The sequence below is a fragment of the Paenibacillus sp. J31R30 genome, assembly GCF_059692115.1.
This window is the reverse complement of record NZ_JCAUAV010000004.1, coordinates 181,928-208,510: the sequence shown is the minus strand read 5'-3', so window position 1 is coordinate 208,510 and position 26,583 is coordinate 181,928. Positions and strand designations below refer to the sequence as shown.

The following is a 26,583-nucleotide window of genomic DNA, read 5'->3' as shown; positions in this document are numbered from 1 at the left end:
GAAATAAAAAACCAGTATTTTATTTTACCATAAAATAAAATTTCAAAAACTATTGACCGATATGAAATTTTTCGTTAGTATAAGACCAGTAAAGAGTACAGCAGGCAGGAGGACAGCTATGGATGAGTATCTATCGGGTTTAACTACGGAAGAGATTAATGATAAGACACAGACAATTGACGAATGTTCAACAGAGCAAATGCTTCGGATGATGAATGAACAGGATGCATTGGTTCCAGCAGCAGTCGGAGCCGAAATACCGCAGATTATGAAAGCGGTTGATATATTGCATCAAGTTCTCAAAAACGGTGGCAGGATGTTCTACGTAGGAGCTGGTTCTTCTGGCAGACTCGGTGTGCTTGATGCCTCTGAATGTCCTCCAACCTTTGGCATTGATCCAATGTTGGTGCAAGGTCATATCGCCGGTGGCGATGGCGCATTGCGAACAGCAGTGGAAGGCTTTGAAGACAACGCTGAGGAGGGGGTCGCTCTCATTGAACGATGCGGAGTGACAGAGAAGGATGCGGTAATTGGGATTACGGCCAGCGGAAGTGCACAGTTCGTTATCGCTTGTTTAAAGAAAGCGAAAGAAATTGGTGCCGCAACGATTGGCGTCGTGAATAACAAAAATTCCAAATTGGTAGCTGTTACTGATGTATGCATCGCGCCAGTGGTTGGGCCGGAAGTGATTATGGGATCTACTCGTCTGAAGGCGGGTACAGCACAGAAGCTGGTTCTTAACATGCTGACAACCGGAACAATGGTTAAGCTTGGGAAAACGTATAATAATCTCATGGTTGACATGAAGGCTAGTAATATCAAATTGTACGATCGCTCTGTTCGCATCATTCGGATTGCGACTGGGGTGGATGAGTCCACTGCGATTGCCCATCTCGAGAAAGCATCTATGAATTGCAAGCTTGCGATTATGATGATCAAAACCGGAATGGAAGTAAAGGAAGCAGAAGAAGCATTAGCACAGTGTGAGGGTAGTTTGAAGAAGGCCATACGTACTTATGTTCAAGTTGTGTAAATAACTGAAATTATTAGGAGGTCTATTTTTATGAAAAGTAAATTGCCCGTATTAGCTTCTGTTGTAGCTCTAACTATGGCGTTAACAGCTTGTGGTGGTGGTTCCGGTACGAAAGAAACAACTGCACCTGCAGGTACAACTGCTCCAGCAGCTACTGCAAGTACTGCAAAAGATACCATTACAGCATTGCTTCCACCGGTTTCGCCGAACTACCAAAAGACTTTCGAACAATTGTCTAAAGATTTCACAGCATTGTACCCGAATCTAACGTTGAAAATCGAACCAGCTAGCTGGGAAGATATGAAACAAAAGCTGGATACGCAAGTGAACGCAGGAAGCCCTCCAGATATCGCTTTCGGTGGATCCGGCACGATTCCTAAATATATTGAACAAGGCTTGGCAATGGACATTTCGGATGTAGCTACAGCTGAGATGACAGGCGATTACGATAAAACGGCATTGGATTACATGAAAAGCGGTAAAGGTCTATATGGCTTCCCGGCTTACATGGAGGTTCATGCACTAGGCGGTAACAAAGAGTTCTTGGAGAAAGCAGGCATTGATTGGAAAAAAGTACAGACAAGTGGCTGGACTTACGATCAATTCCGTGAAGCGATCAAAAAAGGCGTAGTAACTGAAAACGGTAAAACGCGTTATGGCTTTACTTTTGCAGTAAAAGGTGTAGCTGCGGTTGACTACTTGGGTATTATGGCGAAAAACGCTGGTATGCCTTACGCATTCACATCTGATATGAAATATGCGTACACAAGCAAAAACTACCTAGGCTTGCTTAAAGATCTTCGTCAACTGATCGACGACGGTTCCATGCCGAAAGAGCTTAGCTCCGTAGACGCAGGTAAACGTTGGAGCATGTTCTTGACGGGTCAAACGATGATCACAGGTAAAGGTCTTGCTGTATTTGAAAACTCCGCTAAGGCTAACAATGCTAAGCTTAAAGCGAATGACGCAAGTGCTGTAAAAGACAGTATTCCTGTTGACTACATCGTATTGCCTGCTCCAACGTTCCAAGGTGCGAAAGCTTCCGCGAACACGGTTGTTGATGGTTACATGACGTTCCGCGGTAAAAAAGAGCCGACTGCTGAGCATAAAGCAAACATTGTAAAAGCAGCTTACTTCTTGGCTAGCGGTAACGTTGCAGCTGCGACGAATAACGATTTGTTCGCTGCGCATATTACGAAAAGCGCGAAAAAAGCTGCTGAGAGCATGAAGATTGACAGAAATCCTGACAACATTGCAGCTGTGGATAACATGCTTAAAAATGCAACGCCAAACCGTACGGATATCCCGACAGATTTGGCTGCAAAAGCAATTAAGTTAGAAACAGAAGTTATCGTTCCTAAATTCCAAGGTCTACTTGCAGGTGAAATTACACCTCAAGCGATGTACGATGCTGTGAAAGCGGCAGCAATCAAGGAGTTTGGCGAGAACGGAATTGCAAAAGACTAATATCATAGCGTTATCTTCGGATAGGCGTGCAGCAGATGCTGCGCGGCTATCCGAACTATTTTAAAGCGGAAGTTTCTGAAAGGGGGGTGACAAGTATGAATAATATCGCTAAACCGATAAAAAGAAAGAAGTTTCAAGGTGGAGATGCAATGTGGGGTTATGCATTCATTGCCGTCTCATTAATCGTGTTTGCGTTGTTTCATGCATACCCGGTCGTTAGTGCTTTCATCATTAGTATGCAAAAATACAAGCCGCTCGGCTCAACCTACGTTGGCTTCGACAATTACGTCAATTCATTGACGGATCCATTGTTCTGGAAAGCGATGCGCAATACAGTTGTGTATACCCTGTTAACGGTTCCTGTTAACTTGTTTCTTTCTTTCGTGCTTGCTATTTTGATTTTGCCGCTGAAGAAGAAAACGCAGTCGTTTTTCAAAGGTATTTATTATTTGCCGATGGTAGCTTCGGGTGTCGCCTTGGCAGTCGTATGGCTCTGGATTTTCGATCCGATGGATGGCGGAATTATGAATCAACTCATCGCTCTTTTTGGTTTCGAGAATCAGAACTGGCTTGGCCAAAGCGCAACGGCGATGTTCTCCTTGGTTCTTATGTCCTGGCTATCCAGTCATGGCACAAGCATTATTATTTACTTAGCAGGTTTGCTAGGTATTGACGAAACGTATTACGAAGCGGCAGAGCTTGATGGCGCAGGTTTCTTTTTGAAGCTGTGGCACATCGTTATTCCTTGTCTACGTCCAGCTACACTGTTCCTATTGGTGACGGGCGTCATCGGTTCATTCCAAGTATTCCAGAATGCATTCCTGATGACAGGCGGAGGACCGAATCACGCAACGACGATGGTTGGTTTGCTCATTTTTGATAATGCGTTCACGATATTCGATTTCGGTAAAGCAGCAGCACAATCACTGCTACTGGCTGTCGTGATTGGCGTCATTGCATTTATTCAGTTTAAATACGCTGGTAAAGACGTCGAGTATTAGGAGAGGGAGGATAATAAATGGCATTGTATAGCACTCACGCAGGCAAGCCCAAAGTGAAAAAGATTCGAAATGCGATCATTTTTATCGCCCTTCTTCTATTTGCTGCGGCGACGGTATTTCCGATTTACTTCATGTTCATTTCATCGCTTAGTGATCCAGTTGCGGTCGGAGAGATCGAGTATTCGATCATTCCTAAAAAGTTTACGCTTGATTCCTACAAATACTTTTTTGACTTTAACGAGAATTCCGTTCGTTGGCTGCTGAACTCACTTATTGTTGCAGTCACGGTAATGATTTCGAACGTTCTTTTTGCGAGTATGGCGGGCTACGCTTTCTCCAAAATTCAATTTAAAGGCAGAGGCTTTCTATTTGCTTTACTGCTAGGTTCCATGATGATTCCAACTCAAGTGACGCTTGTGCCGCTATACATTTTGATGGTCAACGTGTTTGAATTGCAAAATACGTACAGCGCCTTGATTTTACCGAGTTTAGTTACTGTGTTTAATATTTTCCTTGCTAAACAATTTATGGGCAGCATCCCGAACGAAATTTTGGAGTGCGCGAAAATTGAAGGCTGCAATCAGTTCCAGATTTATGGGAAAATCATTCTGCCTTTGTCCAAAACTGTTATGGCTGTTATGGCAATTCTGACGTTTATGGAGAGCTGGAATACGTTCTTCTGGCCGTTGCTTGTGACTAACTCCATGGAAATGCAAACGATCCAAGTCGGTCTCAAGAGCTTCCGATTTGCAAATACAACCATGATCGCGCCAATGATGGCAGGGGCAACAATCTCGGCACTGCCTATGTTTGTTCTGTTCTTTAGCCTACAAAGATACTTCTTGGAAGGCGTAACTGTAGGTGCGGTAAAGGGCTAAGGCTTTGGTCAAAAGGAGGCTGCTGCAACCATGCTCGTAACTTGGGACGATTCGTATCGTAACGCCGTCATCGCATTATGGAATGAAGCCGCGGTGAAGGATGGCTATAAGGAACTTACTGAACAAAGCTTTGATCATATTTTTGCGAGAAATCCTTATTTTGATAGACTTGGAACGTTTTTACTGCTTGCAGATGGTAAGGTCATCGGTTTTGCCTGCGGGTGCGCTGGCGATGATCTTCCCCTAGGTGATGTGGCTGGATATATCACATGTATCGTGTTAGCGAACGGCTTGGAGACAGATGACAATTATTTTATGCTGTTAACTGCTTTGGAGAACCGTTTTAAACAGCTGGGTAAAAAGCAAGCAGATGTCCTCTTCTTCAACCCGATGTTATTACCTTGGTATATCCCAGGAACGCCTAAGCATGAGCATAACAATGCCCCAGGTGTACCTGTGGAAAGCAAGCTGTATGCGTTTTTACTGAAGCGTGGTTATGTGGAGCGTGCGAAGCAATGTGCCATGTATCTCCATTTGTCCGAGTTCATGATTCCCGAGGAAATCGGAGTGAAAGAAGCAAAAGCAAGCGCCCAAGGGTACACGATCACGATGTTCGACCCGGGTAAGCACGTTGGTGTGGAAGACATGCTGGAGGGCTTCGGGAATCCGTTATGGCAAAAGGAGATCGGTGGAGCGACGGTGCAAGGTGTGCCCGTACTCATTGCAGCCTTCGGAAACAAAGCGATTGGCTTCGCAGGACCGGTCATTCGACAAGCGAATGGACGTGGTTATTTTGCCGGCATCGGTGTGCTTCCTGACCATGAGGGCCATGGTTTAGGGAGCCTTCTTTTCTTTAAGCTATGCGAAGCTTTTCAAGCGATTGGGACCGATTATATGTCACTATATACAGGCAGTGCGAATCCGGCGATTCGTATTTACGAGCGAGCTGGCTTTCAAACTGTTAAACAATTTGCTGTTATGAGAAGGGAGTTTGAATCATGAGTGAGAAGCTAACTATTTTGGGTATTGGCGGACATGTGGGGGATATGGAGCTCACGGCAGGCGGCGTATTAGCAAGTCATGCGTTGAAAGGTGATCGTGTTGTGACCTTAGCGCTAACAGCAGGTGAGCGAGGTGTTCCCGCAGGTAGATCCATGTCCGAATACCGCGAGCAGAAGGTTAATGAGGCTAATGAATTTGCCAAAATGCTAGGCGGCGAGGCGATCGTATTTGATATTCCCGATGGGGAATTACAAGATAATGATGATATGCGCTACAGAGTCTGCGATGTGATCCGTCAGGTGAAACCGAATGTGATTATTACGCATTTCAAAAACAGTATGCACAAAGATCATATGACCACTCATCGCATCGTAAATGATGCCCGTTTCTATGCAGCTTTACCTACATTTGAACGCGAGCTTCCAGCTCATTTTGCAGCTAAATTGTATTATGCCGAGAACTGGGAAGATGCTGTCGATTATCGCCCGTACGTGTACGTGGATTTCTCTGAAGAAGCTTATGATCTATGGGTGAAGGCTGTATCTACTCACTGGTTCGTGACGGGAAGTAAGTCGTTCCCTTACTTGGAGTACTATAAGCATTTGGCAAGAGTGCGCGGAATCGAAGCTAGAAAGCAATATGCAGAAACTTTCATGGTTCCAGAAGAGACGATGCGTCTTCGTCAAACGGAATTATAAATCTCTATATTAAAACTTAAAATGACTGTAACGAGACGTGGAGCTTGTTGCAGTCATTTTAAAATCAAGGCGATTTGGGGAGGCAGCGATGATCTTAAATGGTATCGATTGTATAGAACGGTATGCTCATTTGTTCGAAGGTAAACGGGTAGGACTGATTACAGCACCTACTGGATTAAACAAGGATTTTGTATCGACCATACAAATCCTTCATGAGAAGTTCAACCTGGTTGCCTTGTTTTCACCAGAGCATGGCGTGCGTGGGGATCTAGCAGCAGGTGCGCTAGTCGATACGTATGTGGATCCGTTGACGGGAATTCCCGTCTATAGCTTGTATCGGAAAGATTCCAAACGTCTGACACAGGAAATGCTGGATGAGGTCGACATCATCGTCTACGATATTCAAGACGTAGGGACCCGTTATTATACTTTCATTTATACGATGCTTTATGCTTTGGAAGATTGTGCACAAGCTGGCAAAGAATTTGTCGTTCTGGACCGCATCAATCCACTGGATGGCGTAACAGTAGAAGGCAATGTGCTCAAAAGCGGCTTCGAATCCTTTGTCGGCAACTACCCGCTCAGTGTGCGATATGGACTGACGCCAGGAGAAGTCGCTATGATGGCGAACGATGAAAGGAAATTGAATTGTAAGCTGCATGTCGTACGCTGTGAAGGTTGGGAACGCAACATGCTGTTCTCGGATACAGGACGTCCATGGATTATGCCTTCCATCGGCATTCCTCGATTTGAGACAGTGGTGCTGTATCCCGGCACTTGTATTATTGAAGGAACGAATCTATCGGAAGGCAGAGGAACGACAGCCCCGTTTGAGATCGTAGGTGCTCCGTTCATTGATGCGCACCAGTTAGCAGATGAAATGAATGCGAAAAAGTTGCCTGGCGTCGTGTTCCGTCCTGTTTATTTTAAGCCGTCATTCTCCAAATTTCAGGGAGAGCAATGCGCAGGCGTGCAAATTCATGTACTCGACAACCGCGCGGTTCGTCCCATCGATATTGGCGTTACGCTGATGTACACGATTAAGAAAAATTATGAGCAATTTTCATTTTTACCTCCTTTTAAAGAGGGCTCAAGACCCTTCATTGATTTACTTGCTGGCGGCAGCCACTACCGCGAGACTCAGGTTGATATTCCGGCTATGCTGGAACAATTCCGTGAGGAGAGCCTTGAATTTGCAAAAAGAAAGCAGCAGTATCATCTATATTAGAGCATTAGGAGGTGACGTTTAATAGATGAAGAGATATGCAGTGGGACTAGATGGCGGAGGTACGAAAACCGCAGTAACCATTCTCGACGAGAGCGGTCACGAGGTTCACACGTTTACGTCGGGGGCCATTAACTATAATGGGCAGGACGAGACGAGTGTTGGGGCCAGTCTAGAGGAGATCTTTCGTACGATTGCTAGCGTATGCGATGGACTTCAGCATTGCGCGCAAGTGTGCATCGGGGCGGCTGGTATTAGCAATCCAACGGTTAAGACCCGTTTGGAGTCCAGTGTTCGGGCATGCGGCTACGAAGGTGGGCTGTTCATAACCGGTGATCAAGATACTGCGCTTTGCGGCGCACATAACAGGGAGCTCGGGATCATTTTAATTGCAGGTACAGGTTCGATTTGCTATGGCAAAAATGAAGCTGGTGACATCCATCGTGCTGGCGGTTATGGCTACCTCATCGATGATGAGGGCAGCGGCTACAGTATCGGTAGGGATCTGCTTTCTGTTGTTGTACGTGCTCATGATGGACGGTTGCCTGAGACTGTGATTACGAAGATGGTGTTTGAACAGTTAGGTATGACAACCATTCAACAAATCATCGGGTTTGTCTATGATAAACAGACCAATAAAAAGGATATCGCTGCATTGGCGCCTATTTTATCGAAAGCTTGTGAACTTGGGGATGAAGCGGCATTGGCTATCGCCGACAAAAGTGCGCGTTCGTTGCTCGAACTGGTTGTACCGGTAGCTGAAAGACTATCGATGCAAGAAGGAAGCCTGGCGATAGCTGGGAGCGCGCTGCTAAAGAATAGCTTTATACAGACAACTTTTATTAATTTGCTAAAAGAACGTTATCCAGCTATGACCTGTATAACACCGAAGAGAGATGCAGCTAGCGGTGCCGCACAAATGGCGCTTAACCGTTTGCAGTGATTATGTGACGAGGGATGGTAGGGAGCATGAGAGAAATTCATGAGATGTCGCTGCAAGAGAAAATCGGACAGATGATTCTTTGCGGATTTGATGGTCTAGAACCGTCGGAATCGCTGGAAGCGCTAATCGCGGAACAGCGCATCGGCGGTGTTATTTATTTTGCACGGAATGTACAGAATACCCAGCAGGTTGCTGAGTTATCCGGCAGATTGCAGGCTATTGCGGAGCGTAACGGTACGCTGCCGCTTTGGATTTCCATCGATCAAGAGGGTGGTATGGTTGCCCGCATTACTGAAGGGGTTGCCCTTATGCCTGGATCTATGGCACTGGCTGCGGGGGATGCAGGTCCAGAGGGCGTTTATGAAGCGTCCCTTATTTCGGGGAAAGAGCTGCGTTCGCTCGGTATTAATTTGAACTTTGCACCGGATCTGGATGTGAACAATAACCCAGATAATCCGGTTATTGGCGTGCGGTCGTTTGGTGAATCTCCAGAGCTAGTGGCTCAATATGGCCGAGAGGCTGTACGGGGGTTTCAAGATGCGAATGTTGTGGCAACCGCTAAGCATTTTCCTGGTCATGGGGATACGAATGTGGACTCCCATCTGGATTTGCCGACGATTACGCACGATGAAGAGCGGATTCGCGCTGTGGAGCTTGTGCCATTCATAGCAGCAATAGAGAGCGGTGTCGATGCGATTATGTCATCGCATATTTATTTCCCAGCATTAGAGCCTAGCAAGCTGCCTGTTACACTGTCCAAGACAGTTCTGACTGGACTGCTTCGTGAGGAGCTTGGATACGATGGCGTCATCATGACCGATTGCATGGAGATGCACGCGATCTCCGAGCACTACGGTACGGTTGCCGCTGCTGTCATGGCGATCGAAGCAGGTGCTGATCTCGTGTTAATCAGCCATCGCCGCGACCTCCAGGTTGGTGCCATAGAAGCAATCGAGCAAGCTATGCGGGAAGGACGTATCACTGAAGCACATATTGACGCCTCTGTGCAGCGTTTGCTCGCGCTGAAAGCGCGCCGCGGGGTAATCGCGGAGCAGCCACATGCGACAGCTGCGCAAGAAGTCGGGACCGCGGCGCATTGTGCGGTCGCTCAGCGCCTCAGCGAAGCGAGCATTACGCTCGTCAAAGACGAGCAACAGCTGCTTCCGCTGCCGCGTGTACGGACGCTTGTGGTCACCGTGGCCGCGGCGGTTTCGTCGGGCGTAGACGAAGCTTACGCCGGTGTCACAAGCTTGGGAGCTGCGCTGGCCGAAAACGGCTTGGACGTGATCGATCGCGTGCTCCCGCTTGCGAAGGTGAGCGAGCTCCGCGCAGATGTGCTTGCGGATGCGGGAGCTGCGGAGCAGATCGTCATCGGGACGTATAACGCCCGATTCCATCCTGTGCAGGTCGAGCTGGTACGCGAGCTGCAAACGCTCGGCAAGCCGCTTGTCGTCGTCGCGCTGCGCGTGCCTTATGATTTGCTGGAGTTCCCAGACGTATCCACGTTCATCGCGGCTTATGAAAGCCGACCGTTGGCGCTGAATAGTACGGCACGTTCCCTGCTCGGAATGTTGACACCGCAAGGCCGTTTGCCGGTGGCGCTTGGCGCTGACTATCCTGCAGGCTGGCGATGGGAGAACGGACAATAATGGAAGCTGTAAGTCGATTATTTCGACTTACGCGAGCGCCACACAGGTTATTGGAATGAGTAAGTCGATTATTTCGAGTTGCGCGAGCGCGACATGAGCAATTGGAGTGAGTAAGTCGATTATTTCGACTTGCGCGAGCGCGACATGGGCAATTGGAGTGAGTAAGTCGATTTTTTCGACTTGGCTAGCGCGACATGGGCTAATGGAGTGATTAAGTCGATTATTTCGACTTGCACGAGCGCGACACAGGTTATTGGAATGAGTAAGTCGATATTTTTAGGTTCTTTCAACTAACTTCTCGTGCTGTGCCGCTTAGTCAAGAAAGTGGAGGGAGCTCAGCCGTTATGTCCAATATGGATATTGCAAAAATAAGCATCTTCATCGAACAACAAATTGATGCAGGACATCTACCTGGTGCAGTTCTTTATATAGCTCATAAAGGGAAGGAACTGCTGAAAAGTGCTTATGGCAGTCGAGTTGTATATCCGGTAACGGCTCCAATGAGCACTGATACGGTATTTGACTTGGCTTCACTGACCAAAGTGGTTGCAACGCTGCCGGCGGTGCTTCAATTGATGGATCAAGGAAAACTTTCTTTGGCTGATCCGATCGGGGTCTTTTTACCTCAATTTCGCCTCCTTCAGGAAGAACCTATCCGGATCTTGCATCTGCTTACGCATTCCTCAGGGCTTAAGGCGGATATCCCGGGTATCAGAGGGATGATGCATCTATCCCGGGATGAGCTGGTGGAGCGAATCTTAAACGAACGGCCGCTTCATCCCCCAGGGACAAAGGTTGTGTATAGTGATATTGGTATGATATTGCTCTACCTCATCATTGATTCCGTGACTGGCGAAGCGTTTGCCACCTATCTCCAACGGGAGCTGTTTGATCCGCTTGAGATGTCGGAAACAGGTTTTTGCCCGAAATTCGAAGGAACACGCTATGCGGTTACCGAGTTTGCAGAACAGCGTCAAGCGTACAAGTCAGGCATTGTTCACGATGAAAAAGCGGAGCTTATGAATGGCATAAGCGGTCACGCGGGGTTGTTCTCAACGGCTCACGATTTGGCGAATTATGCTGAAATGATTCGGCAGAAGGGTGTCTTTAAGGGCCGACGAATTATTTCCAGGGCAGCCATCGAGCTGTCATCTCGTAACTTTACCCCTCAAGATCAAGAATTTCGGGGGTTAGGCTGGTTGCTGAGAAATCCGAGAAGCTTCTGGTTCGGCGGTGACTATATATCCGAGAATTCATTCGGTCATACGGGGTTTACAGGTACTAGCCTTTTGTTCGATCCTGAGCAGGATTTGCAAATCATCTTGCTAACAAATCGGGTTCATTTCGGTCGAACGGAGCACATTTTACAGATTCGGCCAAGGCTGCACAATCTCATTCTCTCTCAATTAAAGTAACGCAATTCCAAGGAGATGAATCATTTGCTTCGAACACTTCTGAATCAAACTTCACTGACCATAGCAGGGATTATGTCGGGCACTTCCCTAGATGGCATCGATGTCGCTATCGTCCGCATGGAGGGTCGCGGTCTGGATACAAGCATCAAGCTGCTCCATTTCGAGAGCTTTTCTTATGAAGCGGAAATTCGCGAGAAGCTCAAGCTGTTATGCACGATCGAACACTCCGATGTGGCGCAGGTGTGCGGTATGAACTTTGCCATTGCGGAGCGTTTCGCAGATGCCGTCATTCAAACAGCCGCTGCTGCCAACATGAGCATGGCGGAGATCGACCTCGTCTCCTCGCATGGGCAGACGATCTGGCACATCCCAACAGCGGATGATACGAATCCTTATCTGCCCAAATCGACACTGCAGATCGGGGACCTATCTGTGATCGCCAAACGAACAGGCAAACCTGTCGTTGGTGATTTCAGGACAGCGGATATCGCCGTTGGCGGGCAAGGCGCGCCGCTTGTTCCATACGGTGACTATCTTCTTTTTAGGGACGCGATCAAAGGGCGCATCCTTCAAAATATAGGCGGGATCGGGAATTGCACAGCCATTCCTGCTGCGGCTAGCGGGATGATTGCTTTTGACACGGGCCCGGGAAACATGATCATGGATCAAGTCGTATACGAGCTATCTGAGGGACGAATTTCGTACGATGCGAACGGAGATTGGGCAGCAAAAGGCAAGGTACATAAGGAATTGCTAGCGGATATGCTTGCACATCCTTACTTCCAAGAACCGCCTCCCAAAACGACAGGACGCGAAATCTTCGGAAAAGCCTATGCCGCAGCATGGCTGGCATCTGCTGTGGAACAAGGTGTTCCACAGGAGGATATCGTTGCGACGGCAACAGCTTTTACTGCGCACAGCATTGCTCGCGGATATCAGGAATTTATTTTTCCACAGCATGATATTGCGGAAGTGATTGTAAGTGGAGGCGGGGCTCATAATCGCACGCTTCTTAGTATGCTTGGTGAGCTGCTGCCAGACCAGACCATTCTCACATCAGACGAGCTCGGCATCTCCTGCGATGCGAAGGAAGCGATGCTTTTTGCCTTGTTAGGCAATGCATTCATCCAAGGAGAGCCGAACAATATTCCTGCTGCAACAGGAGCGGAGAGACCGACGATCATGGGGAAATTGGCTTTGCCGTAGGATGTAAGGAGACCGAGACCGACGCCATCTGAACAACAGAGCGGTGTTGGTCTTTTTTTAGTTAGGAGAAGTGTCTATTTTTTTGGTACAATGTTGCTAACTTACTAGAGTTAATAAAGGAGAGAAGTATGCATGCCGCCTATCCTCAAAAGTCTTCTTAAAATAATCGTTGTAATTGTCGTGATTGTCATGGGTTTTCAGGTTAACTGGCTAGTTGGGGTAGCTGCGATCTTAATCATTCTAGGCTATTTTGTTTTTGTGAACCGATCTGCTATGTATGCTCATAGAGGCAATCTGGCCTATATGAAGGGGGATCGGGAACAAGCGTTGGTTTGGATGGAAAAAGCGTATGTCTCCAAAGCCTTTCTGCCAAAACATCAGATTGGATATGGCTATTTGTTAATGAAGACAGGTGATCTTACCAAGGCTGAGCAAATGTTCGAAGAGGTTCTACAATCAACGAATACTACGGATATCCGTATACAAGCGAGGCTCAATGTGGCAACGGTGTACTGGTTGAAGAACAAGCGGGACGAGGCTTTGAACCTGTTACAGGAGCTGGCGAACGAGGTCAAGAATACGCTGGTTTATGGGAATTATGGTTATTTTCAAATTTTGCAAGGAGACTTGGAAGCAGCGCTTATCTATAATCTCGAGGCTTTCGCGTACAATGACAACGATCTAACCATTATGGATAACTTAGCGCAAAACTACTATATGCTCGGTCGTCTGGAAGAAGCAGATGAGATGTACACCAAGGTGATTGCGAAAACGCCTAAGCACGCGGAATCCTATTATTTCTATGCACAAACACTTCATAAACTCGGTCGAACGCAGGAAGCTCGTGAGCAGATTGAAACAGCGCTGGGGAAGGAATTAGCGCTCGTTACTCCTTTAACCAAGGAGGATATTGTGTTGTTTGCTAGTCAATTAGATAAGGATGAGGCTGGGGAAGTTCTTTCTAACGGTCACGATAACCGTTATTTGACGAAAAAATAAGATAGCAAATTCTAACGGACCACACGGCTGTTATTTACCCTCAGAAGGCATATTTGAGCACACTAATCAGCAAATAACGCTCCTTGTGTCCGTTAGTCTAACCGAATGGGCATGCACAGAAAAACCGGAGGCTTCGGCCCCCGGCTTTTCTCATTTCGTCGAGCTCACCTGCAGGAGGTGAGCTTCTTTCGTTCTATTAAAATGGGTGAGTGTGAAGAGGAAATCACCTTTAAAGTAGGTATTCTTATACGCGCCAGCACCAGCGCCGACTTCCAACTCCATAACACGATAGCCAGCATCATTGGGCTCGTTCAGCTTCTTGAAGGTCTCGATGCCAGGCTGCAGCAGCGCCAAAGGCTTCGAACCCCAAATGCTAAGCGACGTAACGACCGCTTCCTTCGGGTTCGTCTTCGACGGCTCTACCAGCAGCGACAGCTGGTAGGCCGGATAGCTCAGCAGCAGCTTCACGCCTGTCGGCACTGATGACGCCGTTGCCCCACCATCAGCCGCACCTGCTTCTGCGGCTGGCACCCCGTCGGAGGCGTCTGCGACAGCCGCCTCCTGGCCCGCGAGCATGACGCTGTCATCCTGCAGCGTCACTTCCGCCGGTTTGCCCAGCAAGTCTTCGACTTTTTTGCTGGACAAACCGATGAAGCCCTGCAGGCTGACTGCGCCGCCTGCAAAGAAGCTCCGCAGCAGCGGCGCGCCGTCTGCGTCAAACATCGTGCCAAGGCCGTCATAGACGCCGGCTTTGAAGTCGCCTTTATAGACGAGTTTGCCTAACTCGTCATACGCTTCACCAGCGCCAGTCAGGGCGCCGCTCTGGAAGGCGCCTTTGAGGCGCGGCACGCCTTTTTCATCAAAGGAGGTGCCCTCGCCGTTATACTGGCCTACAAGAAATTGGCCTTTATATTTCATCATGCCGCTAGGGTAAAACTCCGTGCCCTCGCCCGAATAGCTGCCATTCTTAAAACCGCCTTCGTAGATGAGGATCCCCTTCGCATCGTAAAGCTTACCTGCCCCGTTATATAAACTAGCGGCGAATTCGCCTTCATACTGGGCAATGCCCCCTGGGGCGAACAGCTTCCCAGCGCCATTATACATGCCGCCATTGAAGGCTCCTTCATAGAGCAGATCGCCGCTCGGTACAAACAATTTGCCCGCACCGCCGAATTTGCCATTTTGAAACTCACCGCTATAAATCACTTTCTGTTTCTCATCGTACAAAGTGCCAGCTCCATTATACACATCGGCAGTAAAGGCGCCTTTATAGGTCAGGTGTCCTTGCTCGTCATAGAGAGCGCCGTTTCCAGTTTTCAGACCTTTCTCGAAATCACCCTCATACGCGAGAACGCTGTTGGTATGATACAGTTTACCTTTGCCAGAATAAAGACCATCTACAAGATCGCCTACGTAGCGTGCTTCCTTCTTGGGATCGACAATTTTTCCATTACCGGAGAACGTTGTAAGCTTAGCTGTGTCTTGTTGCAAGACGGGCACGCGGTTGAACCATTTGTTGACGATCTTTGGAGGTCGGATAAAAATGAAGAAAATTAAAACTAAGATGAACAATAGGATGAAAACAAGAAGTCGTTTGGAGATGTAGTAGGAGCCGAGCAAAACGTAGTTTTTTAAAGAGGATTCGCGCGTCTGCAGCATGACCCGCATCATTTGTTGAAATTTAATAATCGCTAGCTTAGGCAATCTTCCAACGGTCAAGATAGCCTTCATAACATGTCCGATGAAAGGTGCTACGATAGGCCTTAGCACTTTCTCAATCGTTTTGATCGGCTCCAATGCTCTCACTCCTTATTTCAATGGTAAAAAGAAGAATTTATGGGACCTGAATCGTCATCTGACCAGGTTGTTGAACTGAAATAACTCCGCCCCAATTGCACATGCATTTGGAACTGTTGTTTAAAGCAGGCATGTTCGCGACAAGGACAGTTGGAGACCCGGGAGCCCAAGGGGCTGCGGTGACAGGGATGCAAGGCATCGGTGTCAATGCACCAAAAGCTGCGGCTGTTGCAGCTGCGACCATCGGATTCGCCATTGAATTGCACATGCCAAACGGCAATATATTTACCATGGGCTTATTATCCATAATGTTGGCAATCGGCATGGCGGTCATGACCATATTTGCAGGAAGCACCATTAACGAGCCAGGTGCAGCACCGAATGTGCATTGCAGCATCGCACCGCCGCAGACTAGATTCCCCATTATGGATGCCCCTTCCTTGAAATTATTTCCCGTGCAATATTCGGCAAATTTCGCTTATCTCATTCTTTTATACTACTAGAAAAGGGAATAAGCGGCAATCTAATCCTCTATTCGATTGTTTTCGCTATTTTTCTCCAAAGAATGGATGCGAGAGTGGTAGAGATATTGTACTATAAAGAGAGAGAAGTACGTGAGCGGAGGGGTTTATCCTGATTGGTTTGAAAATTGCGAAAATAGGGCTGGCATGCGTTGTGGCAACATCCTCATTCATGGCAATTGGCGTTCGGGCCGAAGCTGCGACGGTAAAGGCTTTGACCATGGGTGAAGCTGTCAAACAGGGGCTCCAGAAGAGCTCCCAGCTGCGCGACGCCAGAACGGATGTTTTGAAGAAAAGGATCGAGTTAGAGCAAGCTCAGCATACGGTCAATAATGAAGAGGCGAAAGCATCTGGCTTATTCGCAAAGCCACATAATTTAGGCCAGGATATATCCACCCGTTTGAAGGTGCCAGACGCCAGGTCACAGTTGTTTATTGCCCAGGAAACATTGCGGCAGTCCACGAATACAGCTCGATATGATATCGAGAAAAGTTATTTAACCGCCTATCAAGATGCTGTTGCGGAGGAACTTTCTCGGAAGAAATATGACGCAGCCAAAGCAGCTGTCGATACGGTTAATAAGAAGCGGAAATACAATCTCGCAGATGCTGCGGAACAAGAGAAAGTAGATAAAGCGTTAGAGAAGGCAGCATCAGATTACAAACAAGCCCAATTGACGGCGAAGTCTAGCCGTTTGGCATTAGGCAAACTACTTCAACTCGATATGGAAAATAAAGTGGAGCTTTCGTTTCAACCTGATTACGCGGATTTGGACCAACGGATGCTTCCTACTTATATAGCAATGGGTCAAAAGACTACACTAAGTCTTCTAAGAGATACGGAGGCTCGTCGTTTGGCGGATGAGAAGCTGAACACGACCCGTAATCTATATAGTGGCAAGTTTGGCCCAGCCCGCATGAAGGTGATGGATGGGTTATTTAAAGAGCAAGAGATCGATATGGAGCTGTTTCAGGCGGGCTATGACGAAACGTTGGGGCGTGTGAAGGAGGATTGGCAGGGATTTTTTATGCTGCTAGGATTCATTCCAATTCCGAAGTCACTGCTTCAAGGAGAATTTGATGGGCTGCGCTATTTGGACGATCTGACAAATGCACTGCCACTAGCAACCATGGAACAGAATAAGGCGCAGCTGCAGGAAAAAGAAAGCCGTAACGCTGTGATTGCGGATGTTCGGCAATCTTTTTTGGAAGCCAAGGGAGCCGAAGAAAGCTACGCCCAGGCCTTGCGAGATAGGGATAATACAGTAGCGAACCTCTCCAAGGCCAATCAGAAGCTGAAGCTAAGCTTGATGAAAGCAGAGGAGCTTCAGGCGTATAAGGATGCTGTAGAGCAAGCGGGTCAACAAATTGTGGCTGCGCAAATAGCTTACAAAATGGCCCTTGGCAAGCTAGATCTAGCAACCGGCGGGGCTGTAAATCGTACGCTTCGCGAAGGCATGGTGCCGTATCAAAATCTAGACGATGGTTTGTCACCGCTTACGCCTAAGAAGCCACAAGCGCCATTGGGCACTTGGAAGCTTAAGCCAGCGGTAGGACAGCTTCTTAGCGATTTCAGTATTAGCGTAAGCAAAAAGCTGGGCGCTACGGACTATGCCGTATTTACGAAAGACGGTAAACGTGTCGGGAAGCGGACTAAAATCAATAAGTCGGTGCGAAATTTAACGCTTAAATTCAGTCAAATGGATCAGCTTAAGGTCGTCCTATATAAGAAGGGTAAAGTGATTCAAACGCTGCCTCTGGACGGGAAAGGCAGTACGGGGCAGTTGGTTGCTGCGAGTGCGGAAAGCGGTACGAGTACAGGGGACGCCAGTGGGGGGACCAGTACGGATGGAAGCTTGAGTACTGATGGAAGTGCAGGTAACGATGGACCAGCAGGAAGTGACGGAAGTACTGGAAATTCTGGAAGTACAGGTGCTGGCAGTTCCAATGGCGCGAATGGTACAGAGGGTTCTGATAATGGTGCAGATGGTAACGGAACAGAGGAAAACTCCGAGAATGGTGAAAGCTCCGCCAATGAAGAGGAAGGCTTGGGAACCATCATTATTGGCTCCTACAAAGTGAAGCTGGAGGCGTTGACACCAGCGGCATTTAATGCGGCTACCGCTACTATGGCGACATCTGGACAAGGCATGGTGTATCAATCGGATACCCCAGGCGCACCTTGGATTGGCATGGATGACGCTTTAGATTCGGATGCGTTAACGAATCCAGCCAGTTCTTCCATCCTATCCAAAGAGGCCGTAGAGGCACTCAAGGTGACTGTGGAAATCAAGGAACCTGGCACAATAGCTTCTTTAGAAACACCAGATCAGCTGCAAGGCAAGATCAATACCTTAAAGCAAGACATTGTGAAGCTTGAAGCCGCGAAAGATGCGGCTGTAGCGGCCATGAAGCTGAACGAGATCGCTGATCTCGCTGTTCAGCTCAAGGATGCGCAGGCCCAGCTCGGCATGCTGGAGGCGCTGCTGCGTGGCGACACCAAAGCCGCTCTCTCGCAGATGTCGCTGGTGAACAACCCGGACGAGCTGATCGCAGCGCTGTCCGAGGAAGCATCGCCGGCAGAGCCGGGCGATGGGTCTAATGGCGGCGCTGGGACCCCCGCCACTGATGATGGTCAGGCCAGCGAGGAACAGCTGGCCGATCAAGCCGCGCTCCAGCAGCAAAAGCTGGAGCAAGCCCTCGCCGCCGGCGAGCCCGAAGCCGCTGCAGCCTTGCTGCAGCAGCTTCTCGCGACGCAGGCGCAGTTCGCGGATGCGCAGACTGGCGCTTCCGTTGGTCTGGCTTCGCTCGAAGCAGCGAAGCAGAAACTGCAAGCTGCGCTGAGCGCAGCGCAGGCGCAACAGGACACCGAGCGGGTGGCTACGCTGACCCGCTCACTCGAGGCCGTCGACGCAGCAAAGCTGTCGACGCAGAAGGCTGCGCTGTTCGCGAAGCTGGACGCGGTACAGCTGTTGCTGGCAGAGCTGCCAGCAAACGCGGTCGTACAAGCGCAGCTGGAACAGCAAGTCGAGAAGCTGCTGGGTGAGCTGCAGCAGCAGGAGAAGTTGAAGTACTCGCCAGAAGAACTTCAACTTCTCACGGATATCGCCGCAAGCTTGGCGAGCATAACGTCCATTCCTGCTTCTTCCGATCTTGCTGAGGTTCCTGTCACGATTCAACCACTTTCGGCAGAAAACGTGCTTTCTTCCAATATTTCTATCAAATTCGCGGCTCCGCCTGTTATAATAAATGGACAAGCCTATCTACCTATTCGATCCGTTTCCGAATCGTTTGGAGCGGCGGTAGATTGGGACCCTGAGAGCTTTACAGTCACTGTCAGCACCGAATATACAACCATAACAAGCTCAATCAATCAAGTTACGGCCTATATAGATGGCCAAGCTATTGTGATAGATGGACCATCCCTTCTGCTAGATGGTAGGACCTATGTGCCGTTAAGATTCATTTCAGAGTCCTTAGGCCTAGGTGTCGACTGGAACGCAGCTATGCAAATCATTCAGATTACAAATTAAGAGGAGATAACAAGCGATGAAGAAATCGATTGCGGCATTGCTGCTCGTCCTGCTGCTTCTGGGTGCTGCAGGAACTTACCTTGGTGCACACCGAGAAAGCCTCCAGTTGTGGCCATGGAAGAAAAGCATGCCTTTCGACGGATTATCGAAGGCCATCTCAGACTCACAGAACAACTTATTCGTCATCGATAATGCCAAGAAAACGATCCACAAGCTGGATGCCCAGGGGATTCTGCAGTTCTCCATTACAAGTGAAACGGGTAAGAATGGTGAAGTGTACCGTTTTAACGATATGGCCGTCGATGGCCAGGGCTATTTGTATACAATTCGTACTTTACTAGACTCGTATGGGATTGCTGTTAAGTCCGAGCAAATTGTGCGATATAAACCGAACGGTGAATTCGATCGCAGCCTGTTTACACAGGAATATGGTGATTCTCAGTCCAAAAGATACCGACTTGGTTCCTTACGCAATGTGCAAGTACACGAGGGAATGGTGTACTTTTTCAATGATGAAGTGAAGCATTTATCCTTATACGAAACACCGATCGGCGAAGGTTCTAGCACAGAGCCCAAGCTTAAGTATACGATTACGCTGCCTGACAACAAATACGTTTCAGAAGCGGATGGTTATACGCCAGGCGAAATTTATTATTCCACACGCAGCGGTGAAATTTATCGTGCTTTTAGCGAGGGTCGCTCCGAGCTCGTGTATCCACTGCCTGGTGTAGATCGCACGCGACGCAATTTCCCGGAGAGTCTGCATCTGGACAATCAGGGACGTTTGATTTTTATTGATTTTAACACGCGCATGATTACTAGACTTGATCCGAAGCAACCTTATGTTTTGGAAGGTCTTGTTGACGATGAGAAGGCGAAAACGAGTGGCGTGGAGCTCGCTTTTGACACGACAGCGAGCAGTATTGGCCCAGATGGCAGTCTCATTATCGTTGAGTCTGCTCAAATTAATCGGCGGCTTCCGGATGGCACAATCACGCCTTCTTTAATCGAAGCCGAATTTAGCCGATCCGCTCAAAACCACGCAACCTTGGTATGGTCGATTGCTGTAGCCTTTATTTTACTGGTGCTCCTTGCAATCAGAATCATATTCGTTAACCTGCTTAAGCGGCGACTGCCTCTAATGGTGAAGCAAATCTTCATTTTAATTCCGGTCATTGCTTTCTCCATGATTCTCCTCTCTACCGTTATTTACAATAGCTTTTCTAAGAAGATGGAAGAAGAGACGTTCAGTGAGCTGATTTTACTAGCCAAAAACGGTCAAAATCTAGTCGATGGAGACAAGCTCGAAAGTCTCACTTCTCCTTTGGATTATAGAGGCACCATCTATCAATCGTTCCGCAAGAAGATTCAATCTGTCTTTGAGAATAATGTACGAGATGATAATCAAGGCTTCTACAAGGCCGTTTACAAATATGAGGATGGCGTCATTTATCGCATTTTGGAAGACGATGACGGCATGCATATGTTTAATCCATTCCAGCAAACCCCAGAGAATCAACAGGTTGTTCTGGAAGGTAAGACTGCAACGGGCCAATGGGAGGATTTCTCCGGAGAATGGCGCTATGCGATCGCACCTATTTTCAACTCAGCGGGTAAAATTGTCGGTGTTTTCGAAACAAGTAAGAACTTAGATGGCTTGCTGAAGCATCGTCAATCCGTACTAAACTCGATTATTCGCAATATTGCATTTATCTCGATTGGCTTGCTGCTCGTGCTTGTGATCATGACCTATGTACTGATGTCTTCCATTCGGAAGCTCCGCAACAGCGTGGGTGAGATTGCCAAAGGCAATTGGGATACAGTCGTTAAGATTAATACCCGGGATGAAGTGTCGGACCTGGGCGACAGTGTCAACACGATGGCTGCTCGGATTCGCGATTACATCACCAAGGTTGAGAATTTCAGTCAATCCTATTATCGATTCGTTCCACAGCAGTTTCTGCGCTTCTTGAACAAAGAGAGCATTCTGGATGTCGAACTAGGCGACCAAGTAGAGCAGAACATGTCCATTCTGATTTTTAACATCCGAGGGTTCTTCCAATTATCCAAAAAGCTGTCGCCAGAAGAAAATTTCAATTTCGTAAATTCGTTCTTGAAACGATTTGGACCGTATGTCCGCAAGCATGAAGGACTTATGAATAAATATTTGGGCGCCGGTTTTATGGCGCTGTTCCCGAATCAGACTGATGAAGCGCTGCTCGCTTGTGTGGAGATGCGCAAGGAGCTAGATACCTACAACTCGCATAGATTGAGTGTAGGCTATACACCGCTTGATTTCGGCATTGGCTTACATAAAGGCCCTCTTCGTTTAGGCATCATTGGGGAGGAGCAGCGTTTGGAAGGAAATGTTATTTCTGATGGTGTGAACCTCGCGACGATGCTGGAGAAAATGACAGAGCCTCTAGGATCATCGATTCTTATCACGGATTCGGTTATAAAGTCCTTAGAAAAACCTTCTGACTTTCTATATCGAGATCTTGGCTTGATACAAGTGGATGGGGTGCAAGAACCGCTTCATTTGTTCGATGTGTATCAAGGGGATGCGGATACCATCCGTGCCTTGAAAGAGAAGACGAAAGCACTGTTCGAGCAGGCAGTTACGTTCTATCAGGTCGGACGGTTCTATGATGCGCGTGAAGCTTTCTTAATGGTTCTCAAGCAGAATCGTCAAGATAAAGCAGCTCAGCTGTATTTTTATATGTGTGATGAGTATTTCCAACAGGGTACGACAGGTGAATGGAATGGTACGTTATCTGTTTCGTAAAGAGGTGATTGCGGCATGGTGGTAAGTAATTTGACCGTACATGAATTGATAACTGAGAAAGATGCTTTGCGGATTACAGATTTCTACCTATCACCCGTCTCCTTTGATGATCAGCGACACACACCGGGTGAGCTGGAACATTTCCGTCATGCGCCGATGCTTAGCTTATCTCAGCGCAATCACCGACATTGGTATATTGAGAATGAGGCTGGTGACATTATCGCGGTCACGAGCTGCAAAGAGAATGAGCATCAATCGGGCGGATTTCTCTGGGATTACTTGGCTGTGCATCGAGATTACCGCAGACATGGCTTTGCTAAGGTGCTATTTCAAGCGTTAGAAACGTTTGCTAGGAATGCTCAAGGACGTTACATTTTAACCTACACATGTGATTTGCCCGAATATTTTCCGATTCAAAAGATGTTCAAAGCCAATGGCTTCGAATTAATTGGCACGTACCCGAATTACTATTATGAAGGTGAAGCTAGATTGGCCTTTTATAAACCGCTGTCCACTTGACAGATAGACTAATAGATTGGACCTGATGAGATGCAAGGAACCTTAAAAGGGTGGATGGGGCTGCGCACAGAAGACAGTCGTAAGTTATGGATGATGCTGCCGATCTTTTACTTTAGCGGAATAGCTGAATCCTTGAATTACACAGCGTTCATGGCACTTTTTAATCAGCGTTTCGGCGTGCAGTATTTGCCCTATATCTATATGGTTGAAGCCGCTATTATGCCGCTCGAAGGCTGGCTCTTAGCGAAGCTGGCGAACCGGCTGCCGAAGGCTAAGATGATGAGCACGCTATATCTCATTCTGATGGGGCTGCTCTTCCTGAATGGTGCCATATTACTTGGTTTTAAGCTCGGCGGCATCGACTATCGCTACTATTATCCGATACTATTTCTAACTTCCAATTTTGTTGTGAGACAGTTGACCTTGCTCTTATGGAGCACAGCGTTTGACTTGTGTCCTACCCAACAGGCGAAACGGCTTATGCCCGTGTTTATCGCTGCTACAACGACGGGCGGAATTACAGCAGGCTTGCTCGCTCATCAGCTAGGAAAGCTGCTTGGCACGGAAGCCGTGTATGCGCTCGCGCCTATCCTCATGGTTTTCGGGTTCATTTTCTTCCGACGGGCGCTGATGCGCTATTTAGTTCCTCTCACCTTGAAGGAAGACAAGAGACTGAAGACGACCCAGCCAGTCTCCCTGTCTGAAGAAGAGAAGCAGCAGTCCTCCGGTTACTATGCGAAGCAGATGCTGAGAAGTCCGTTCCTGCTGTGCGCGGTTGCCCTGATGACGCTTATGCCAGCTGTTTATTTTATGATGGAGTATCAATATTTTACGGCTGCAGAATATAAGTTCTCGAATGAGGGCGATTTAACCTCATTTTATGGCTTGATCACCGCCATACAATTTACCTTCTGTTTATTGCTCCAAACGGTATCGACCCGATTAATGAATTGGTTAGGTGCCAGCAATATTTTATTAGGCATCACGGTCCTCTTTTTCGGCGGCTTTGGTCTCACAGCATTATTCATGAATCAATCACTTGGATTAGTGATGGTTTCTGGATCGTATGCAGTGTTTTATATTTTACTGTATTACATTGCAGAGCCTTGTTATCAGCTTTTCTTCAAAATGATGCCAATCTCCAAGCGGGATGGTTATCGTTACTTCGCGCAAGGGGTTGCTGCTTCTGGCGGGATTCTCATCGGCTCGCTTCTCTCCATGCTTCACTCGTTTGGACTCCTTCAATTGTCACCGCTGGCATGGGTTGGCGTGGTCATTGCGGGGATTCTGGTTGTTGTTGCTTGGTTCGGACGAAACCTCTACATTCGTGAATTGGTCAAAAGCGTACAATCCTTACACGGAGATTTGTCAGAAATTGCGAGCTCCTTTATTGGGGGCATACGAAGCTCCAAAGCTTTGTCGGCTATTCTAGATTATTTGAAGCATCCGAATGATTATGTGCGGGAGCTAGCCTTAGAAATTATCGGGAAAGCCAAAGATTCCGCGTTCCTGCCGCATTTGATCAAAATGATTGGTGAAGAGAGCTCGCGGATTCGCATTGCGGTATTACGTGCTATGAACTTGCAGGGTGCCACTATTCAGGACCTCGTGCAGGTCGCTTCCTTCTTGGAGGATGAGGATCCGGAGGTGCGTGCCGAGTGTGTAAAGCTGATTTCCAAGGCGGTCCATCTAAAAAGTCAGTCTCATTTCTTTATCCGAGTGAAGCTGCTGGATAGTCATCCGAAGGTTGTGCATGAGGGCGTGAAAGCTCTGTATGCATTGGAAAGTGAAGAAAGCTTCGCGGCATGTGACGAGGCGATCATCAAAATGTTGGATACTGGCGGCGAATGGGCTGTTTATGGCTGCCATACTGTAGCTGACCTGAAATTGGAATCGTACGCAGCATGGGTTGTGTCTTTACTGGATGAGGAGCGTCCCGCTGTGAAGGTGGCAGCAGCGCATTGTATCGGTAAGCTGCAGCACGTCGAAAGCATTCCCGTTATGCTTAGTATGGTAACCATGGCGGATCAAGAGCTGCGCAAAGCCATTCTGCAAGCTTTTGTGGATATGGGTGATAAAGCGCTGAAGCCCTTACTGGAATATAGCCTCCATCCGAATCCATTCATTTGGAATGCGGTCGTAACAACGCTAGCTGAGCTGCTGGATGAAGGTAGACTACGTTCAATTCTCGTTGAACTTTGCGTACAGCGGCTGCAAGCATCGACACAGGAGCGTGCGCTGCCTACTGCGCTGGAGAAGCTTGACCTGATGGGTCTTGCGGAACTAGCGAAGGAACGATGCGGAGAGCTGCATGATGCACTTATTGATGGGGCATGGGCCGTCATGGCTAAACTCGTCGATGAGCGGATCATTATGACACTGCGTGAAGCTATCCAAGACGAGAACGTTGAACTTCGTGAGAACGGCTTGGAAGTACTTGCGGAGGGGCTCGGCGATCGCAAATTGGCTTATGCTTTATTAGATCAATTGAAGCAAGATAGCAAGGTTGACGTGATGGAGGAAATACAGCCTCTTCAATTGCTTCAACAGGCAACATCATGGGCAGATAGCTGGCTCAAGGATATTGCCATCTACGCACTAAGCGCATTGGAGCGTGCAGATATGAAGGAAGATCGCAAATTCTTAACGATGCTGGATAAAGTCATCTTCTTGAAGCAAGTCAGCTTATTCGCCGATTTGTCCGTGGATGAACTAGGTTTAATCGCAGGTATTGCGACAGAAGAAGTACATGAAGATTTAACCTACCTATTGCGTCGGGGCGAACCGAACTCGGCCATGTATCTCCTCATTGAGGGGCATGTTGAATTAAGCAATGAGACAGGTGTTGGAGAAACCTCAACCATTGGCGTTCTGGGACCTAAACAAGCAGTTGGCGAAACGACGGCGTTAGACGGATCCCCATCGTCCGTTACCGCACAAGTGATATTTGATGAGGTGCGTGTCCTTACCTTGCAAGGGGAGAGTTTGTCTCGCTTAGTGAGACTATATCCGGAGATAGGTATCGGGATGCTTCACGCTTCAAGTGCAAGAGTACGATTGCTTGAAAACATGCTGTTGAAAATGTCGTAGGAGTGATCGTAGTGGCTATAGAGTCCATCGTATTGAGCAACGATTTACAAGAGCTAGAACGTCTAGCGACCTTTATTCAGGGCTTGTCAGAGACCCTCAGCATAGATGAGAAGTCTCTGTTTCAAATCAACTTGGTCTGCGATGAGCTTGTAACGAACATTATTCTGTATGGCTACCCAGCAGAGGAAACAGGTCTGCATACGATTCGGCTTGAGGTGGGGCAAGCGGCAGAAGGTTGGGAGCTTTGTCTGACCGATCGCGGCATTCCATTTAATCCACTGTTAAAATCCAGCCCACGCACCGACTTGGGCATCGATGAGCGCGGTATCGGCGGGCTGGGTATCCATTTTGTCAGGCAAGTTATGGATGAACTGCGCTATGAGCGCTTGAATGAGGAGAACGTGCTTCTAATGAAGAAAAATCGTATCCAAGAGGAGGGTGTTTCATGAACATTTCTGAGCAGCAACAAGGTGACATCATGGTAGTAAGTCTACAGGGCAGGTTGGACGGCAATACGTCGGCAAGCTTGGAATCTGCTTTTGCTAAGCTGGTTGAGCAGGGCAATGGCAAGTTTGTGTTTAATCTGCAGGGACTGGATTATGTCAGCAGTGCAGGGCTTAGAAGCTTGCTATCCGCTGCCAAAATGGTCAAGGTGATTCAGGGCAAGCTAGCTCTGGCTCGCATGAATGAGCATGTGAAGGAAGTTTTCGATATGTCGGGCTTTAGCAGTATTTTCAAGCTATATGAGACTGAGGATGAAGCTGTTCATGCGGTTAAATAATTTTATTTTTGCAAGCATTCGATAGGATTGGGTTAGTTAACC

General features: G+C 47.9%; 20 protein-coding genes. 18 read left to right on the top strand and 2 right to left on the bottom strand.

All coding sequences use genetic code 11. The annotated features are described in order from the left end of the window. The first annotated feature begins 118 nt into the window (after positions 1-118). The 12 genes from murQ (at position 119) to AC58QO_RS17815 (ending at position 13,516) form a co-directional block, all read left to right on the top strand. Entirely contained in the window at positions 119-1,033 is a 915-nt protein-coding gene (murQ, locus tag AC58QO_RS17870; RefSeq protein ID WP_497267847.1) for an N-acetylmuramic acid 6-phosphate etherase, read from the top strand. 30 nt (positions 1,034-1,063) lie between these two features. Further along, positions 1,064-2,500 (top strand): ABC transporter substrate-binding protein, encoded by a 1,437-nt coding sequence (locus tag AC58QO_RS17865; RefSeq protein WP_497267845.1) that lies wholly within the window; start codon positions 1,064-1,066, stop codon positions 2,498-2,500. Positions 2,501-2,595: 95 nt separating this feature from the next. Further along, complete coding sequence (locus AC58QO_RS17860) at positions 2,596-3,501, top strand: carbohydrate ABC transporter permease (protein ID WP_497267843.1); 906 nt, start codon at positions 2,596-2,598, stop codon at positions 3,499-3,501. A gap of 17 nt (positions 3,502-3,518) precedes the next feature. After that, positions 3,519-4,379, top strand: coding sequence for a carbohydrate ABC transporter permease (locus AC58QO_RS17855; RefSeq protein ID WP_497267841.1), 861 nt, complete (start codon positions 3,519-3,521; stop codon positions 4,377-4,379). Between the two features lie 30 nt (positions 4,380-4,409). Next, positions 4,410-5,381, top strand: a complete 972-nt coding sequence (locus tag AC58QO_RS17850; RefSeq protein ID WP_497267839.1) for a GNAT family N-acetyltransferase — start codon at positions 4,410-4,412, stop codon at positions 5,379-5,381. Further along, entirely contained in the window at positions 5,378-6,079 is a 702-nt protein-coding gene (locus AC58QO_RS17845) for a PIG-L deacetylase family protein (protein WP_497267837.1), read from the top strand. Before AC58QO_RS17850 ends, AC58QO_RS17845 begins: the two co-directional genes overlap by 4 nt. Before the next feature lie 88 nt (positions 6,080-6,167). Next, complete coding sequence (locus AC58QO_RS17840; protein ID WP_497267835.1) at positions 6,168-7,307, top strand: exo-beta-N-acetylmuramidase NamZ family protein; 1,140 nt, start codon at positions 6,168-6,170, stop codon at positions 7,305-7,307. Positions 7,308-7,332: 25 nt separating this feature from the next. Next, positions 7,333-8,247, top strand: coding sequence for an N-acetylglucosamine kinase (locus AC58QO_RS17835; RefSeq protein ID WP_497267833.1), 915 nt, complete (start codon positions 7,333-7,335; stop codon positions 8,245-8,247). A gap of 26 nt (positions 8,248-8,273) precedes the next feature. After that, entirely contained in the window at positions 8,274-9,896 is a 1,623-nt protein-coding gene (gene nagZ / locus AC58QO_RS17830) for a beta-N-acetylhexosaminidase (protein ID WP_497267831.1), read from the top strand. A 344-nt stretch (positions 9,897-10,240) separates the two neighbouring features. Beyond that, a complete protein-coding gene (locus tag AC58QO_RS17825; protein ID WP_497267829.1) occupies positions 10,241-11,311 on the top strand; it encodes a serine hydrolase domain-containing protein in 1,071 nt (356 codons plus the stop codon). A gap of 24 nt (positions 11,312-11,335) precedes the next feature. Beyond that, the gene (locus AC58QO_RS17820) at positions 11,336-12,517 is read left to right on the top strand and encodes an anhydro-N-acetylmuramic acid kinase (RefSeq protein WP_497267827.1); all 1,182 of its coding nucleotides are present in this window, start codon (positions 11,336-11,338) and stop codon (positions 12,515-12,517) included. A 132-nt stretch (positions 12,518-12,649) separates the two neighbouring features. After that, positions 12,650-13,516 (top strand): tetratricopeptide repeat protein, encoded by an 867-nt coding sequence (locus AC58QO_RS17815; protein WP_497267825.1) that lies wholly within the window; start codon positions 12,650-12,652, stop codon positions 13,514-13,516. A gap of 150 nt (positions 13,517-13,666) precedes the next feature. Here AC58QO_RS17815 and AC58QO_RS17810 read toward each other — a convergent pair whose 3' ends face one another. Together AC58QO_RS17810 and AC58QO_RS17805 are read right to left on the bottom strand one after the other, a co-directional pair. Beyond that, positions 13,667-15,313: an MORN repeat-containing protein gene (locus tag AC58QO_RS17810; protein ID WP_497267823.1), complete on the bottom strand. Its 1,647-nt coding sequence runs from the start codon at positions 15,311-15,313 to the stop codon at positions 13,667-13,669. Positions 15,314-15,350: 37 nt separating this feature from the next. Further along, positions 15,351-15,737, bottom strand: coding sequence for a DUF4280 domain-containing protein (locus tag AC58QO_RS17805; protein WP_497267821.1), 387 nt, complete (start codon positions 15,735-15,737; stop codon positions 15,351-15,353). 218 nt (positions 15,738-15,955) lie between these two features. Between AC58QO_RS17805 and AC58QO_RS17800 the strand changes: the two genes are divergently transcribed. From AC58QO_RS17800 to AC58QO_RS17775, 6 genes are read left to right on the top strand one after another with little or no spacing between them, the layout of a single operon-like run. Beyond that, entirely contained in the window at positions 15,956-19,366 is a 3,411-nt protein-coding gene (locus AC58QO_RS17800) for a stalk domain-containing protein (protein ID WP_497267819.1), read from the top strand. 16 nt (positions 19,367-19,382) lie between these two features. Next, positions 19,383-22,151, top strand: a complete 2,769-nt coding sequence (locus tag AC58QO_RS17795; RefSeq protein WP_497267817.1) for an adenylate/guanylate cyclase domain-containing protein — start codon at positions 19,383-19,385, stop codon at positions 22,149-22,151. A 15-nt stretch (positions 22,152-22,166) separates the two neighbouring features. Then, a complete protein-coding gene (locus AC58QO_RS17790) occupies positions 22,167-22,670 on the top strand; it encodes a GNAT family N-acetyltransferase (protein WP_497267815.1) in 504 nt (167 codons plus the stop codon). Between the two features lie 30 nt (positions 22,671-22,700). Continuing rightward, positions 22,701-25,760, top strand: coding sequence for an MFS transporter (locus AC58QO_RS17785; RefSeq protein WP_497267814.1), 3,060 nt, complete (start codon positions 22,701-22,703; stop codon positions 25,758-25,760). 11 nt (positions 25,761-25,771) lie between these two features. Then, on the top strand, positions 25,772-26,209 hold the full coding sequence (locus AC58QO_RS17780; protein ID WP_497267812.1) for an ATP-binding protein: 438 nt from the start codon (positions 25,772-25,774) through the stop codon (positions 26,207-26,209). Then, positions 26,206-26,541: an STAS domain-containing protein gene (locus AC58QO_RS17775; RefSeq protein WP_497267811.1), complete on the top strand. Its 336-nt coding sequence runs from the start codon at positions 26,206-26,208 to the stop codon at positions 26,539-26,541. Before AC58QO_RS17780 ends, AC58QO_RS17775 begins: the two co-directional genes overlap by 4 nt. Positions 26,542-26,583 lie beyond the last annotated feature (42 nt).